Annotated in this window: 15 protein-coding genes; all 15 read left to right on the top strand. The window is 66.6% G+C overall.

Annotated elements, in window-relative coordinates; translation table 11 throughout:
• Positions 1–65 precede the first annotated feature (65 nt).
• The 15 genes from tssB (at position 66) to FBZ89_RS24635 (ending at position 14,838) form a co-directional block, all read left to right on the top strand.
• Positions 66–575, top strand: coding sequence for a type VI secretion system contractile sheath small subunit (gene tssB, locus FBZ89_RS24570; protein ID WP_040845788.1), 510 nt, complete (start codon positions 66–68; stop codon positions 573–575).
• On the top strand, positions 575–2,068 hold the full coding sequence (tssC, locus tag FBZ89_RS24575) for a type VI secretion system contractile sheath large subunit (RefSeq protein WP_145613992.1): 1,494 nt from the start codon (positions 575–577) through the stop codon (positions 2,066–2,068). The genes tssB and tssC (FBZ89_RS24575) overlap by 1 nt, the downstream gene beginning before the upstream one ends.
• On the top strand, positions 2,068–3,519 hold the full coding sequence (gene tssC / locus FBZ89_RS24580) for a type VI secretion system contractile sheath large subunit (protein ID WP_145753028.1): 1,452 nt from the start codon (positions 2,068–2,070) through the stop codon (positions 3,517–3,519). The genes tssC (FBZ89_RS24575) and tssC (FBZ89_RS24580) overlap by 1 nt, the downstream gene beginning before the upstream one ends.
• 14 nt (positions 3,520–3,533) lie before the next feature.
• Complete coding sequence (locus FBZ89_RS24585; protein ID WP_145753030.1) at positions 3,534–4,358, top strand: type VI secretion system accessory protein TagJ; 825 nt, start codon at positions 3,534–3,536, stop codon at positions 4,356–4,358.
• A 3-nt stretch (positions 4,359–4,361) separates the two neighbouring features.
• Positions 4,362–4,853: a type VI secretion system baseplate subunit TssE gene (tssE, locus tag FBZ89_RS24590; protein ID WP_004273669.1), complete on the top strand. Its 492-nt coding sequence runs from the start codon at positions 4,362–4,364 to the stop codon at positions 4,851–4,853.
• Positions 4,846–6,678 (top strand): type VI secretion system baseplate subunit TssF, encoded by a 1,833-nt coding sequence (gene tssF, locus FBZ89_RS24595; RefSeq protein ID WP_145753032.1) that lies wholly within the window; start codon positions 4,846–4,848, stop codon positions 6,676–6,678. Before tssE ends, tssF begins: the two co-directional genes overlap by 8 nt.
• Complete coding sequence (gene tssG / locus FBZ89_RS24600) at positions 6,675–7,757, top strand: type VI secretion system baseplate subunit TssG (protein ID WP_145753034.1); 1,083 nt, start codon at positions 6,675–6,677, stop codon at positions 7,755–7,757. The genes tssF and tssG overlap by 4 nt, the downstream gene beginning before the upstream one ends.
• A 218-nt stretch (positions 7,758–7,975) precedes the next feature.
• The gene (gene tssH / locus FBZ89_RS24605; protein WP_246172544.1) at positions 7,976–10,621 is read left to right on the top strand and encodes a type VI secretion system ATPase TssH; all 2,646 of its coding nucleotides are present in this window, start codon (positions 7,976–7,978) and stop codon (positions 10,619–10,621) included.
• Positions 10,622–10,766: 145 nt separating this feature from the next.
• The gene (locus FBZ89_RS24610) at positions 10,767–11,243 is read left to right on the top strand and encodes an Hcp family type VI secretion system effector (RefSeq protein ID WP_040848882.1); all 477 of its coding nucleotides are present in this window, start codon (positions 10,767–10,769) and stop codon (positions 11,241–11,243) included.
• Between the two features lie 180 nt (positions 11,244–11,423).
• The gene (locus FBZ89_RS24615; protein WP_145753037.1) at positions 11,424–11,888 is read left to right on the top strand and encodes a L,D-transpeptidase; all 465 of its coding nucleotides are present in this window, start codon (positions 11,424–11,426) and stop codon (positions 11,886–11,888) included.
• Positions 11,881–12,336 (top strand): hypothetical protein, encoded by a 456-nt coding sequence (locus tag FBZ89_RS24620; RefSeq protein ID WP_211115352.1) that lies wholly within the window; start codon positions 11,881–11,883, stop codon positions 12,334–12,336. The genes FBZ89_RS24615 and FBZ89_RS24620 overlap by 8 nt, the downstream gene beginning before the upstream one ends.
• Positions 12,337–12,437: 101 nt before the next feature.
• The gene (locus FBZ89_RS24625; RefSeq protein ID WP_145753039.1) at positions 12,438–12,926 is read left to right on the top strand and encodes a hypothetical protein; all 489 of its coding nucleotides are present in this window, start codon (positions 12,438–12,440) and stop codon (positions 12,924–12,926) included.
• Positions 12,927–12,973: 47 nt separating this feature from the next.
• On the top strand, positions 12,974–13,924 hold the full coding sequence (locus tag FBZ89_RS24630) for a DUF2968 domain-containing protein (RefSeq protein ID WP_145753041.1): 951 nt from the start codon (positions 12,974–12,976) through the stop codon (positions 13,922–13,924).
• On the top strand, positions 13,921–14,373 hold the full coding sequence (locus FBZ89_RS31020; RefSeq protein WP_186457559.1) for a hypothetical protein: 453 nt from the start codon (positions 13,921–13,923) through the stop codon (positions 14,371–14,373). Before FBZ89_RS24630 ends, FBZ89_RS31020 begins: the two co-directional genes overlap by 4 nt.
• A gap of 90 nt (positions 14,374–14,463) precedes the next feature.
• Positions 14,464–14,838 (top strand): hypothetical protein, encoded by a 375-nt coding sequence (locus FBZ89_RS24635; RefSeq protein WP_145753043.1) that lies wholly within the window; start codon positions 14,464–14,466, stop codon positions 14,836–14,838.
• Positions 14,839–14,979 lie beyond the last annotated feature (141 nt).

Here is a 14,979-nt window from a genome sequence, read left to right on the forward strand (position 1 = left end):
CCAATCAATTCCGTTTCGGGGCGACCCCAGACGACATGCAGCAACCCATGGGTAGGAGAAGGTAGATGGCCAGCGTTCATGACAAGCTCGAGCGGGTTCGCAAGCCGCGCGTGCACATCAAATACGAGGTCGAAACCGATGGGGCGATGGTCGAGAAGGAGCTGCCCTTCGTGGTCGGCGTGCTCGGCGATTTCTCCGGCGACCCGACGGATGACCTGAAGCCGCTGAAGGACCGCAAGTTCATCCAGATCGACCGCGACAACTTCAACGAGATCCTGGCGCGCATGAAGCCGTCGCTGTCGTTGCGCGTGCGGAACGAGCTGGAGGACGACGGCAGCGAGATGGCCGTGGAGCTGAAGTTCTCCTCGCTGGAGGACATGGAGCCCGGCCAGATCGTCCGCCAGGTGCCGGCGCTGCGCAAGCTGTTGGAGACGCGCAACCAGCTGCGCGACCTGCTGACCAAGGCCGACCGTTCAACCCAGCTGGAAGACCTGCTGGAATCCATTCTTCAGGACGACACCCAGCTGCGCAAGCTGTCGCAGCAGCTGGGCGCCACCGCCGAGGAGGTGAAGTGATGACCGACACCCTGACCGTATCCCGCGAAGAAGCCGCGGCCGGCACCGTCGAAGGCCTCTCCCTGCTGGACCAGGCCATCGGCGCCACCAAGCAGACCGAGCCGGCGCGCGTGCAGGAACTGCTGCGCACCCTGACGGAAGAGGCGCTGGGCGGCACCGTCACCTACAGCCGCAACCTGACCCAGACGCTGACCGCGGCGGTGAAGGCCATCGACGCCAAGCTGTCCAAGCAGCTGGCCGCCATCATGCACCACCCGGAATTCCTGAAGCTGGAAGGCAGCTGGCGCGGCCTGCATCACCTGGTCATGAACACCGAGACCAGCGCCAACCTGAAGATCCGCGTGCTGAACGTGCGCAAGCGCGAGCTGGCGAAGGATCTGGCCAAGGCGGTGGAGTTCGATCAGAGCGAGCTGTTCAAGAAGCTCTACGAGAACGAGTTCGGCACGCCGGGCGGTGAGCCCTACGGCATGCTGATCGGCGACTATGAGTTCACCAACCACCCCGAGGATGTGCAGATGCTGTCCAGCATCTCCAGCATCGCGGCGGCGGCCTTCGCCCCCTTCGTCTCCGCCGCCAGCCCCAAGCTGTTCGGCTTCCAGGATTACCAGGAGCTGGCCAAGCCCCGCGACCTGGAGAAGATCTTCGAGACGGCGGAATACGCGCAGTGGCGCAGCTTCCGCGACAGCGAGGACAGCCGTTTCACCACCCTGACCCTGCCGCGCGTGCTGGCGCGCCTGCCCTATGGCGCCGCCACCCTCAGCGTCGACGACTTCAATTTCGAGGAGGCGCCCCTGGACCCCTCGGGCAAGTCGCTGGCGCTGGAGCATAACGAGTATTGCTGGATGAACGCGGCCTACGTGCTGGGCTCGCGCGCCACCGAGGCCTTCGCCAAGTACGGCTGGTGCACGGCCATCCGCGGCGCCGAGGGCGGCGGCAAGGTGGAAACCCTGCCCACCCACGTCTTCGTCAGCGATGATGGCGACCCCGACCAGAAGTGCCCGACGGAGATCGGCATCACCGATCGCCGCGACGCCGAGCTGGGCAAGCTGGGCTTCCTGCCGCTCTGCCATTACAAGAACACCGACTACGCCGTGTTCTTCGGCGCCCAGACGGTGCAGAAGCCCAAGAAGTACGACCGCCCGGACGCCACGGCCAACGCCGCCATCTCCGCGCGCCTGCCGTACATGATGGCCACGTCCCGCTTCGCCCACTACCTGAAGGTGATGGCGCGCGACAAGATCGGCTCCTTCCTGGAGGTCGAGGACTGCGAGGCCTGGCTGAACCGCTGGATCAACAACTACGTCAACGCCAACGAGGGCGCCGGCCAGGAAATGAAGGCCGCCTACCCGCTGCGCGAGGCCAAGATCACGGTGAAGGAAATCCCGGGCAAGCCCGGGTCCTATAACGCCATCGCCTGGTTGCGGCCCTGGCTGCAGATGGAGGAGCTGACGACCTCGCTGCGCATGGTGGCACGGATACCGAGCAAGCTCTGATGCAACAGACCCTTGAGGCGGCAGCCCCGGGGGTGGAACGACGCATCGACACGACGGAAGGCCGGGTTCCCCGGCCCGACGCGCCCCCGGCTTGGCGGCTGGACCTCAGCCGCCATCCCGACAAGCGCCTGGTCATCGACCAGCTGATCGCGGCGATCGACGCTCTGCTCACGGCCCAGGTCAATGCCATCCTGCACAATCCCCGCTTCCAGCAGCTGGAGGCGTCGTGGCGCGGGTTGCTTCAACTCGTGGAGGCCTCGGCCTCCACCCGCGCCATCAAGATCCGCGTGCTGGACGTATCCTGGCGCGAACTGTGCCGCGACTTCGAACGCGCCATCGAGTTCGACCAGAGCCAGCTGTTCACCAAGGTGTACAGCGATGAGTTCGGCACGCCCGGTGGGGAGCCCTTCGGCCTGTTGATCGGCGACTACGCCGTGCAGCATCAGCGCGACGCCGACCACCCCACCGACGACGTGGGCACGCTGAAGGCCATCGCCGCCGTGGCGGCTGCGGCCTTCTGCCCCTTCGTCACCAGCTGCTCGCCGGCGCTGTTCGGGCTGGACAGCTTCGGCGACATGGCCAGCGACGTGGATCTCGCCCGCTCCTTCGAGGGGCATGAGTTCATCCGCTGGCGGGCCCTGCGCGAGGCGGATGACGCCCGCTTCATCGGCATCGCCCTGCCCAAGGTGATGATGCGGCCGCCCTATCGCCACGATCCCAACCGCATCGACGGCTTCCGCTTCATGGAACGCACGGGCCGGCCGGGGGCGGGGGATTATCTCTGGGGCAACGCCGCCTTCGCCTTCGCCACCGTGGTCATGCGCGCCTTCCATCAGTACGGCTGGTTCGCCGACATCCGGGGCGCGCCGGACGACCTGAACGGCGGCGGCCTGGTGGACCGGTTCCCGGGCCATACCTTCCCGACCCTGGGCGGGGCGGCGGCCCCGGCGGCACCCCTGGATGTCTACCTGTCCGACCGGCAGGAAAAGCAGCTGAGCGACCTGGGCATCGTGCCCCTGTCGCGGGTCAGCTACGTCGATGCCTGCGTCTTCTACAGCTGCCAGTCGCTGCACCAGCCCAAGGTCTATGACCGGGCGACGGCCACGTCCAACGCCCGGCTGTCGGCCATGCTGCAGTACGTGCTCTGCGCCTCGCGCTTCGCGCACTACATCAAGATGATCGGCCGGGACAAGATCGGCTCCTTCGCCACGGCGCATGATTTCGAGGAACATCTGCGCGATTGGCTCAGGGGTTATTGCCTGGCCAACGACGACGCCAGCACCTCCTTCAAGGCCCGCTATCCCCTGCGCGAGGCTGAGGTGCAGGTCCGTGACATCGCGGGCCGGCCGGGCGCCTTCGGCTGCGTCATCCACCTGAAACCGCATTTCCAGCTCGACGACGTCCAGACCAGCTTCCGCCTGGTCACGGAACTCGTCGGCCCGCAGGCCTGACGGGAGAGGACCCCATGAGCCAGACCGCCATGACCAACGCCCTGGAGGCCGGCGATCTGTCCGGCGCCTTGTCCGCCGCCACCGCGCATGTGCAGAAGGCACCCACCGACACCGGCGCCCGCTACCTGCTGGCGGAGATCCTGTGCGTGGCGGGACAGCTGGAGCGGGCGGACAACCAGCTGTCCGTCGTGCTGAACCAGGACCCCGGCTCCATGATGCCGGTGTCGCTGCTGCGCCAGCTGATCCGGGCGGAGACGGCGCGCCAGGATTGGTACCGCGAGGGCCGGCCGCCGGAATTCCTGACCGCCATCACCGCCGCCGCCCGTCTGCACCTGGAGGCGGGGGTGAAGGCCCGCGCCGGGGACGGGCAGGGGGCCGCCGCCACGCTGGCGGAGGCGGAGACGCTGCGCCGCGCCACCACGGGCCAGCACAAGGGCGCGGCTTTCAGTGACTTCCGCGACCTGGACGACGCTTGCGGCGGCCTGCTGGAGGTGCTGAGCGCCGACGGCAAGTACTTCTGGGTCGGCGTGGACGAGGTGCTGGGCCTGGATTTCGCGCCGGCGAAGCGGCTGTCCGACCTGATCTGGCGGCCCCTGCGCCTGACCCTGCGCGACGGCACGGCCGGCAGCCTGTACATGCCCATGATCTATGCCGGCGCCGGGGCCGACGGCCTGACCGACCAGCACCGGCTGGGCCGCCTGACCGACTGGGTGGAACGCGATGGCGCCATCCTGGGGCGGGGCCAGCGCTGCTTCCTGGTCGGCGACGACGCCGTGGGGGCCGCCGATCTCACCACCCTGCGCTTCGATGAAACCCAGGCCGATGTGGAGGCGGCGTAAGCCATGCCGGCGCAACAGCCCGCCACCATCGTGCCCTCCGTCCTCGACCGGCTGATCCAGCCGGTGGAAGGGCCGGCCGTGCGCAGCCTGGGCTGGAACGCGGCGTTGTCGCAGCTCAAGAACTCCATCCGCCGGGATCTGGAGGCCATGCTGAACACGCGGCGGCGGCCGGGCAAGCTGGGCAACGATGTCGGTGAGCTGCACCGGTCCCCCCTGCAGTACGGTATCCCCGATTTCACGGCCATGAGCATGGCGGCACCGGAGCGCCAGGCCGCCTTCGGCCGCGCGCTGGAAGTGGCCATCCGCGAGTTCGAGCCGCGCCTGTCGTCCGTGGCGGTCACCCTGCTGAATGGCGGCCGCAACCTGGACCGCACGCTGCGCTTCCGGGTGGAGGCGGTGATCCGCCTGGATCCCTCGCCGGAGCCCATCGTCTTCGAATCCGTGCTGGACCCCGTCAGCCAGACCTTCCTGATCAAGGGCGACCCTCATGCCTGACACCTTCCTGTCCTTCTACAACCAGGAACTGGCGGCCATCCGGCGGGCGGCGACCCGCTTCGCGGGTGAGCATCCCAAGGTGGCGGGCAACCTCCGCATCAGCCCGACCACGGTGGACGACCCCCACGTCGCCCGCCTGATCGAATCCTTCGCCTATCTGACGGCGCGGGTGCGCCAGAAGCTGGACGATGATTTTCCGGAACTGACCGATGCCCTGCTGGGGGTGCTCTATCCCCACTACGTGACGCCGCTGCCCTCCATGGCCATCGTGCAGATGAAGGCGGCGCCGGAACTGACGGGCAGTTTTACCGTGCCGCGCGGCGCGCAGGTGGAGACGGAGGCGGTTCGTGGCGAGGCCTGCCGCTTCCAGACCACCATGCCGGCCGAGATCTGGCCCGTGGAGGTGACGGCGGCCAGCCTGGCCGCCCTGCCGGCGGCGGCCCCCCTGGTGGCGGCGACCCGCCAGGCCAAGTCGGTGCTGCGGCTGAAGATCAGCTCCACCGCCCAAGGGCAGGGCCTGACCGACCTGGGTGTGGACCGCCTGCGCCTGTTCCTCTCCGGCCCGCCGGAGGTGGCGTTCACCCTGCACGAGCTGCTGTTGAACAACGTCGTCGGCATGGCGGTGGTGGAGGATGTGAACGACCCCAATCCCGTGGAGCTGGGGCCCGACCATTTGACCCCGGTGGGCTTCGAGCCCGAGGACGGCATGGTGCCCTATGGCGCCCAGTCCTTCCTGGGCTATCGCCTGTTGAGCGAGCTGTTCGCCTTCCCGGAAAAGTTCCTGTTCATCGACCTGCATGGCCTCAGCGCGCGGTCCCTGCGCGGCGTGGGCCAGCATATGGAGGTCTACCTCTACCTCGACCGCGTCTGGACCGAGGGGGAGCGGCTGGTGCGCCCCCAGGTGTTCGCCCTGGGCTGCGCCCCGGTGGTCAACCTGTTCCGGCAGTCGGCCGAACCCATCATCCTGGGCCATGACGCCACCGAATATCTGGTGCAGGCCGACGCCCGCCGGCCGGAGGCGCGCGAAATCTACGCCATCGAACGGGTGCGGGCCTCCTCCCCCCGGGGGGAGAAGGCGGAGTTCCTGCCCCTCTACGGCAACCATCACGGCACCGACCCGTCGCGCCACCAGCATTTCTGGCACGCCATGCGCCGCCCCCGGGGCGGGCGCGACGCCAGCAGCGAAATGTATCTGTCGCTGGTCGATCTGGGCCTCAACCCCAACGCCCCGCCCGACTGGACGGTCAGCGTGGAAACCCTGTGCTTCAACCGCGACCTGCCGGCGCAGTTGCCCTTCGGCGGCGGCCATCCGCGCATGCACCTGACCGAGGGCGGGCCCATCGCCGGCGTCACCTGCCTGACGCCGCCCACGGCCGTGGTGCGGCCGCAAACGGGCGACGGCGCCCGCTGGCGCCTGATTTCCCACCTCAACCTCAACCATCTGTCGCTGATGGATGGCCAAAAGGGGGACGGCCAGGGCGGGGCGGCGGCCTTGCGGGAGCTGCTGAAGCTCTACGACCTGAAGGACACGCCGGAGACGCGGGCCATCATCGACAGCGTCACCGGCATCGGCTACCGCCGCGCCACGGCCCGGGCGCCGCACGCCGACTTCGCCGCCCTGTGCCGGGGCGTGGACATCGACCTGGTCATGGATCCGGAACGGGCCGGCGCCATGGGCATCTACCTGCCCTCGGCGGTGCTGGAGCGCTTCTTCGCCCTCTACACCTCCATCAACTCCTTCACCCGGCTGACGGTGCGGGCCAAGGGCCGGAAGGAGGCGCTGGTCCGCTGGGGCGCCCGCATCGGCGCCAAGGTGACGGCATGAACGCCATCGTGCCCCTGCCGACGCACACCTCATTGGGGGGCGGTTCGCCCGCCCTGCTGGACATGCTGCGGCATGAGCCCTTCCGCTTCGACTTGTTCCGGGCCATCCAGCTGCTGGAGCGGCAGTTCGGCGCCTCGGCCGAAGAGGATGAGCTGCCCATCCGCTTCGCCGCGCACCAATCGCTGTGCTTCCCGGCGCATGAGATCCAGCGTCTGCACCTGCCTCACCCCGCTGAAGACGGGGAAGAGGGCGAAGCGGCGCAGCCCGCCCGGCTGGATCTGAACGTCATGACCCTGACGGGGCCCGTCTCGGCCCTGCCGCAGGCCTATACCGAGACGGCCATCCGGAGCCTGCGCGACCGCACGCCGGGCTTCGCCGCCTTCCTCGACCTGTTCAACGACCGTATCGCCACCCTGCTGTTCCGCGCCTGGCGGCGTTATCGTCTGCCCGCCTTGTACGAGCATCGCGGGCTTGAGGGCGGGGACGCCGCCACGGCCGCCCTGTTCGGCATCGCCGGCTTTGGCACCGGGCACCTGCGCGGCCGCCTGTCGGTGCGGGATGAGGTGGCGGTTTACTATGCCGGCCTGTTCAGCCAGCAGCCGCGCGCCGCCATTTCGCTGGAGCGCATGCTGGCCGACGCCTGCGGCTTGCCCGTCAAGGTGCAGCAGTTCGCCGGCCGCTGGATCGCCATTCCGGCGGAGGAGCAGTCCTGCCTCAGGCTAGGGGGCAAGACGCCGTCCTACAATCGCCTGGGCGTGGACGCCGTGGCCGGCGCCCGCATGTGGGACGTGCAGGGCCAGTTCCGCATCATCCTGGGCCCCTTGACGCGACGTCAGTTCATGGACCATCTGCCGGGCCGGCCGGGGCTGACGCGCCTGGTGGAACTGGCGCGTCTTTATGCCGGGCCTGAGCTGGGCTTCGACGTGCAGCTGGTGCTGCACCGGGAGGAGGTGCCGCCCTGCCAGTTGGACGGGCGGGACGGCACGGCCCCGCGCCTGGGCTACGACAGCTGGCTGGCGTCGCTGCCCATGCTGCACGACCCGGACGATGCAATCATCAGTATCAATGACACCGATTAGTATCACCTGAAGCATATATCGGAAGTAATGCCGTTCTATTAATGTAATGTTACATGAACGGCATAATAACAGATGGAAAATTCGATACTATAACCATTGGGTAAGTTCCAATCGCCGTTTGAGTTTTATTTTTGCAGTCGTGCCATCGGCGGACCTGGGCCGGACGATGGGGATAGGGGAATACGTCAACCAAAAGCGCGGGTCTTGAAATGGATTCGATGGATCTAAGGACGCTGGTCGATGGGCTGGATGCCACGGCCCGCCGGGCGCTTGAAGCCGCCGCGGGCGGCGCCATGGCCAAAACCCACTATGAGATTGAGATCGAGCATTGGCTGCACGCCTTGCTCGACCGGCCGGACACCGGCCTGCGCCAGGCGCTGCCCAAGGTGGGCCTGGGGCCGGAGGCGCTGGAGCGCGCGCTGGACCGTGGGCTTGCCCGCTGCCGCACCGGCAGCAGCCGCGCCCCGGCCTTCTCGCCGCGCGTCGTGTCGTTGATGCGCGAGGCCTGGTTCCTGGCCACCTTGCGCTTCAAGGCGGGGGCGGTGTCGCCCCTGCACCTGCTGGCGGCCCTGGTGGCCGACGACAAGGGCGCCTTGGCCTTCGGCGATCTGGCCGCCGCGCTGGAAGCCATCGACCCGCAGGCGCTGGACGCCCTGATCGAGGCCGAGGTTCCCGAGGGTGCCGCCGCCGCCCCTGACGGCCAGGCCGCGCGCAAGCCCGGCGGCCGTACCCCCAACCTGGACGCCTACACCATCGACCTGACGGCGGAGGCGGCCCAGGGCCGCATCGACCCCATCACCGGCCGTGACGCCGAGGTGCGGCAGGTGATCGACATCCTGACCCGCCGCCGCCAGAACAACCCCATCCTGGTGGGCGAGGCCGGTGTGGGCAAGACCGCCGTGGTGGAAAGCCTGGCCCTGCGCATCGCCGCGGGCGAGGTGCCGGCGGCCCTGCGCGAGGTCAGCATCCGCACCCTGGATCTCGGCCTGCTGCAGGCCGGCGCCGGGGTGAAGGGCGAGTTCGAGAACCGCCTGAAGGGCGTGATCGATGAGGTCAAGGGCTCGATCAAGCCCATCATCCTGTTCGTGGACGAGGCGCACACCCTGATCGGCGCCGGCGGCCAGGCGGGGCAGGGCGATGCCGCCAACCTGCTGAAACCGGATTTGGCCCGTGGTGCGCTGCGCATGGTGGCCGCCACCACCTGGGCGGAATACAAGCGCTACATCGAGCGCGACGCCGCCCTGGTCCGCCGCTTCCAGCCGGTGAAGGTGGATGAGCCGGACGAAGAGACCGCCATCGCCATGATGCGCGGCCTGGTCCCGACGCTGGAGAAGCACCACGGCGTGCGCATCCTGGACGCGGCGGTGCGGGCGGCGGTGCACCTGTCCCACCGCTACATCACCGGCCGGCAGCTGCCCGACAAATGCGTCAGCGTCCTGGACACGGCGGCGGCCATGGTGGCCATGAGCCAGGCCGGACGGCCCGAGGCGCTGGACGCCGTGGCCCGCGAAGCCGAGGGGCTGGAGGCGGAAAAGGCCTCCTTGCTGCGCGAGACGGTTCTGGGCGCCGACCATGGCGCCGCCATCGCCGCCCTGGATGAACGGCTGGCCAACGCCCAGGTGCGCCAGGCCGACCTGCACCGGCGCTGGACGGAAGAGCGACGCCTGATCGACGAGATCGTCGGCGTGCGGGGATCGCTGGAAACGGCGCAGGGCGACACGGAGGCGGCCGCCCTGCGCGGCCGTCATGCCCGCCTGCACCAGGACCTGACCGACCATCAGGGCGAGCAGCCCCTGATGCACCACGACGTCACCGCGCAGGCGGTGGCCGAGGTGGTGGCGCGCTGGACCGGCATCCCCGTGGGCCGCATGCTGTCCAGCGAGATCGAGACGGTGCTGGGCCTGGAAGGACGCCTGGGCCAGCGGGTGGTGGGCCAGGACGACGCCCTGCACCTGATCGCCGATGTGCTGCACACCGCCCGCGCCGGCATCGCCGACCCGCGCAAGCCGCCGGCCATCTTCCTGCTGGCCGGCCCCAGCGGCGTGGGCAAGACCGAGACCGCCCTGGCGCTGGCCGACATGATGTACGGCGGGGAGCAGAGCCTGACCGTCATCAACATGTCGGAATTCAAGGAGGAGCATAAGGTCTCCCTCCTCATGGGGTCGCCGCCCGGCTACGTCGGCTATGGCGAGGGCGGCATCCTGACCGAGGCGGTGCGCCGCCGGCCCTACGGCGTGCTGCTGCTGGATGAGATGGAGAAGGCGCACCCCGGCGTGCAGGACATCTTCTACCAGGTGTTCGACAAGGGCGTGCTGCGCGACGGCGAAGGCCGCGACATCGACTTCCGCAACACCACCATCCTGATGGCGTCCAACGCCGGCTCCGACCTGCTGACGGCGCTGGCCGCCGACCGCGAGACCCTGCCGGATCTGGCGGGGCTGACGGCCGCGCTGCATCCGGAATTGCTGAAGCACTACAAGGCGGCCTTCCTGGGCCGGGTCACGGTGGTGCCCTACCTGCCGCTGACGGCGGAACGCCTGCGCGACATCGTCGGCCTGCAGCTGGGCCGCCTGCGCCAGCGGGTGGAGCAGACCTATGGCGCCACCCTGTCCGTGTCGCCGGCTGTGGTCGAACGGCTGGTGGCCCGGTGCGGCGAAAGCGACGTCGGGGCCCGCGCCATCGACCATGTGCTGTCGCGCAGCCTGATGCCGGCGCTGTCCAAGCGCCTTCTGGAAACCCTGGCCGCCCGGCGCACCGTCGCCGCCGCGACCGTGGATTGGGATGACGAGACCGGGGATTTCCGGATCGACATCCAAACGGTGCCACTGGCCGAAAGGCCGATGGTGGAGTCCGCGGCGGAATAAGCCGCCAAGGCACCGCCCGGACCCAAGCCGCTTGGGGTCACCCGGCGCACCGTACCTACCGCACCGGCCGCTGGCCGCCCGCCAGTCCGGTGCACCGACGCAAACCCGCGTTCAACCAAAGTCCATGAAGTGAGGAGAACTACGAATGCCCATTTACCTGCAGATCGACGGCATCTCCGGCGACGCCACCCAGCAGAACCACCAGCAGTGGACGGACATCAAGACCCTGCAGTGGGGTGTCACCCGGTCCATGAACACCCTGGCCGGCGCCACCGCCAACCGCGAAGGTTCCGAGCCGTCGGTGCGTGAAGTCGTGCTGACCAAGACCAGCGACAGCTCCTCCGTGAAGCTGTTCTCCCAGGCCTGCAGCGGCCGTTCGGGCGTGACCGCCAAGATCCACATCGTCACCAGCGGCAACCCTGGCGACACCTACATCGAGTTCACCCTGACCAACACCCTGATCTCGTCCTACAACATCTCGGCCTCCAGCGACCGGCCGGAAGAGCAGATCGTGCTGAACTTCACCAAGGTGGAGATGAAGTACACCCCGTACGACAGCCAGCACAACCCGCAGTCCCCGATCATCGCCTCCTACGACCTGGCCACCACCAAGTCGGCTTGATCGGTTTTGGGCGACCTGTGGGCGTTCGCACGCCCACAGGTTTCTCTCCCCCCCGTTTTCCCCATTGCGCAGTGTCCCATTCGCGCCCGGTTCCATACCCGAACTGCAGAGGGGCAATCAGGTTCCAAGCGACAGAGTCGGGGCAATCCGAGCCAGCCTAGAACAGGGGAGTTCTGCCGAATGTCCAAGCTTCAGTTCGACGGCGTGAAGCATCAGATCGCGCTGATCAATGCTTCGGGCAGCGCAGTCGGAACCTGGGCCGCGTATAACAACGTCGACAGTCACGCGACCATCCGTCACATCCATAATGGCATCTACACGATCCAGGATCGTATCCGGCCCCACCATCATACCGCGTCGGCGGATGGCCCTTACGGCCTGCACGGCATCATCCGCTTCGATGTCCCCGGTCATCCGGGCATCGGTGTCCACTCCGGTCGCGCGCACGCCCGCCACCTGCCGGGCCCGGAACACCCCACCATGGGGTGCATCCGCACCTCGGACGAAGCGATGGCTGCCATTTGCGGTGTTATGATCCGGGATCCGTTGGCGACGATTGAGGTCTTCAATAACGATGCCTCGGCGGCGCGCATAGCTTCGATCGTGAACCACCACCAAAGCCTTCAGGGGCGCGCATATGCGTAAATCCAGCCTTGGGCGCGCTTGCATCACCGCCGCCCTGTGCGCTGCGGCCGGTATGGCATTGATCGGCATAGGGCCGGCTTCCGGGAAGACTTGCACGCCGCAGGATGCGGAAAAGGCCGACGAGATGGTCGATCAAATGGACAGCTGGGCCAAAGTCAGTGTCGCCTATGCCAAGTACGGGCATTGCGATGATGGCGAGATCGCCGAGGGTAATTCCGAGGCGGTGGCGCGGTTGCTGGTCGATCACTGGAAGACGCTGCCTCAACTGGACGCGCTTATCAAACGGAACCCGCAACTCAAGGGCTTCGTGCTGCGCCATGTCGACGCCACGCTGGATACCAAGGATCTGGGCAGCATCCAGACGCTGTCGGCATCGTCATGTCCATCGGGCCTGAGTCCGTTGTGCCAAGACCTGTCGGCGGCGGCGGCCAAGTCCGCGGCCCAGTAAGCCGAACGTCGTCAAGGCAGCGACAGCCACGCGGGCATCTTTCGCGCCCGCGTGGCTCACGCCGCGCTGGGCACCGCCCGGGTTCAAGCAGGCTGACGATCATGACCGCCGCGAATGTTCATCTCTGTGAAAAAGGACAAGGCCGGCCGTCCTTGAGGACTCGGTATTTTTATTTTTTCGACCTGCTTCTTATATTTTGCATCTGGCTGATCTGGGCGTCTTATCCCGACCTGCTGGTGTTCGACACGCATCCGGATCACGTGCTGTTCGACAGGTATGTGTTCTGCTTCTTCGCCGGACCTTTCCTATATGGACTGCGGATCGCGATGTACGTCGCGATGGCCCGGAAATACCGGAAGCCGATGACCCTTGAGATCCGGATCATTCAGATCTCGGCCATCGCCTTCGTCGCCACGCTGCTTATCGGCATCTTCGCCGGCGATTTTTGGGCGTCGGCGCACGGGTATAAGCGCTGCTTCAAACCGGCGGATCGGTCCAACGACTATTTGTACGTGCGTAAGGATATCGACTGTCCGGCACGCCCCACCCTGGAAGAATACCTGCATCCCCCGCCGCGCCAGCCTCAATAGATTCGTTAGATCCTTAAATCCAGATAAGTAAGATTGGGAGAAATGCCTTGGCAGTCGTCCTGAACAGTGATTGGGGGCCCTTCCGCAACGAGACCGAGGCCACGACCTGCCTGTGCGCCTATGTCGATAAGGTGTGCGGGCCTGGCGTCGGGATTTCCTGGGCCACCAATGGCTTCGTCTATCCATTGCGCGGCCCCACGCGGGACGCCGGCGGTTTCGGCGACGTGTTCGTCTTCCAGTGGAGCCACATTCCCGCTCCGCCGCCCAAGCATCAGCCGCCGCCCGACTTCTGGCATCGGGTGAAGGCCTTCATGGAGAGCTGCCTGGAAGCGCAGGGCAAGGCTGCCATCGCGCAGAGCGAGGCCGACCTGGCCATGAGCCAAGCGATGGGGCGCGCCCTCAATCGCATGTTTACTTCGCATCGTGATGACGGGTTGGGCGTGGCGCTGGACGTTTTGTGCGTCGTGGCCTCGCTGGCTTTGCTGCCCACGGGTCTAGGGGCCTTGGGTATTGCCGGCTTTATTGGCGGTGCCGTGTTGCTTGGCATGGATGGCGGCGCCTACGCGCTGGAATTGGCCGGTGATGACGAGCGGGCAGAGGCATTCAAGAAGCAGACCGAAGCCTGGCGCATCGTGGCGACGGTGATGACCTTGCCCGATATCGTTGTTGGCGGACCAAAAGCCTTGAAAGAGCTGGCGGAAGCACGAGAATTATTGCAAGCGGATGCGACCACTGCCCGGGCAGCGGAAACGATGGCCGCTCGGACGGCCAATGCCTCGCGTGCGGAACGATATGCGCAAATTGCTGAGCGCGCCCATTTGCGGTCACAACTTCGTGCGAAACAGATTCAAGCGGGTATGTCGCTGGAAGTTGCACCTCGCGCGGCCGGCGTCGGCTCGGGTGCCCTCTTGATAAGAGAGGAAATAATGAGCGATGAATCAGCACTGCATGAGATTGCCCGGCGTCTTCAGGTTCACAGCGTTTCGGTGCACAGATGACCACGGACACAACCCAAATACATTCTTGGCGAAAGCCGTCCCCCGGCTATTATGCGTCGCTCGGCTTCGCGTTGGTAGGCATCGTTTTTGGCGCCACGGCGGTTGGGGGTTCGTTGGACATAAGGGCCCAGGAGGATGCCTTCAATGCGATCAATGGTGTTGGCCTTCCCGCCCTGATCTTCGTCTGGTTCTTGCTATATGCGTTTCGTCTGATATTTTGGGGGCGAATTCCACGCCATTATCAGAATCTGACACGCACGGTGCTCAGCCTTATAATGTGTGGCGAAGTGCTGTTGACTGCCTATGCTCTATTCTTGGTTTCCACGCAACCCAGAGGGGATATAGTCGGTGGGGAGAGCAGTTCTATCATTATCCTGTGGTTCACTATCCTGGCAACACTTTGCCAAATAGGTACTATTATTTGGTTGGTTCGCTATCGTAAAGAGTGACGGATGCGGACTACTCCGACCCCTTTTGGCCCTGGCGCGCCGACAATGGCGGCGGCATCCAGGCGCCCCTCTCCCGGATACCTTTTCCATTTGGCGCTCGCGGTGGTGGGCATCACCTTCCTGGCCATTGGCCTGGACGGTTCGCTCAAGCTGCGGGCGCAGCTTGATCCGGTGGAAGCGCTGGATGGGGCCGGGCTGGTCGGTTTCCTGTTCAGCTGGGCGTTGGTCTTCAGCTTCCGCCTGATCTTCTGGGGCCGCGTGCCCAGCCGGACCCAGGGCCTGGTTCGCCTGTTGCTCAGCGCCATCTTCGCGGTCGAGGTCGTGGCTACAATCGTGGCCTTGGGCCTGCTGTTCACCCAGCCCGGCGGTGTTGGTGGCAGCGTCCTGGTGACCGTCTTCACCCTGGCGGCCGCCCCCTGCCAGATTTCCACCGTCGTCTGGCTGTTGCGCCACCGCAAGGAATAGCCGGTCACAGCGGGTGCTCTCGCAGAGGGACTTGCCTCCCGCGCCAGGCCCTTGCTGCCAAGGGCTCCCGTCCTTATCAGCCGTCCCCAATTGAATCAGCGCAATCGCCCGGTCCGCGCAGGGCGGATCGGCCTTCGATCC

This window comes from Nitrospirillum amazonense, assembly GCF_007828045.1.
GTDB classification, from domain to species: Bacteria; Pseudomonadota; Alphaproteobacteria; order Azospirillales; family Azospirillaceae; genus Nitrospirillum; species Nitrospirillum amazonense_C.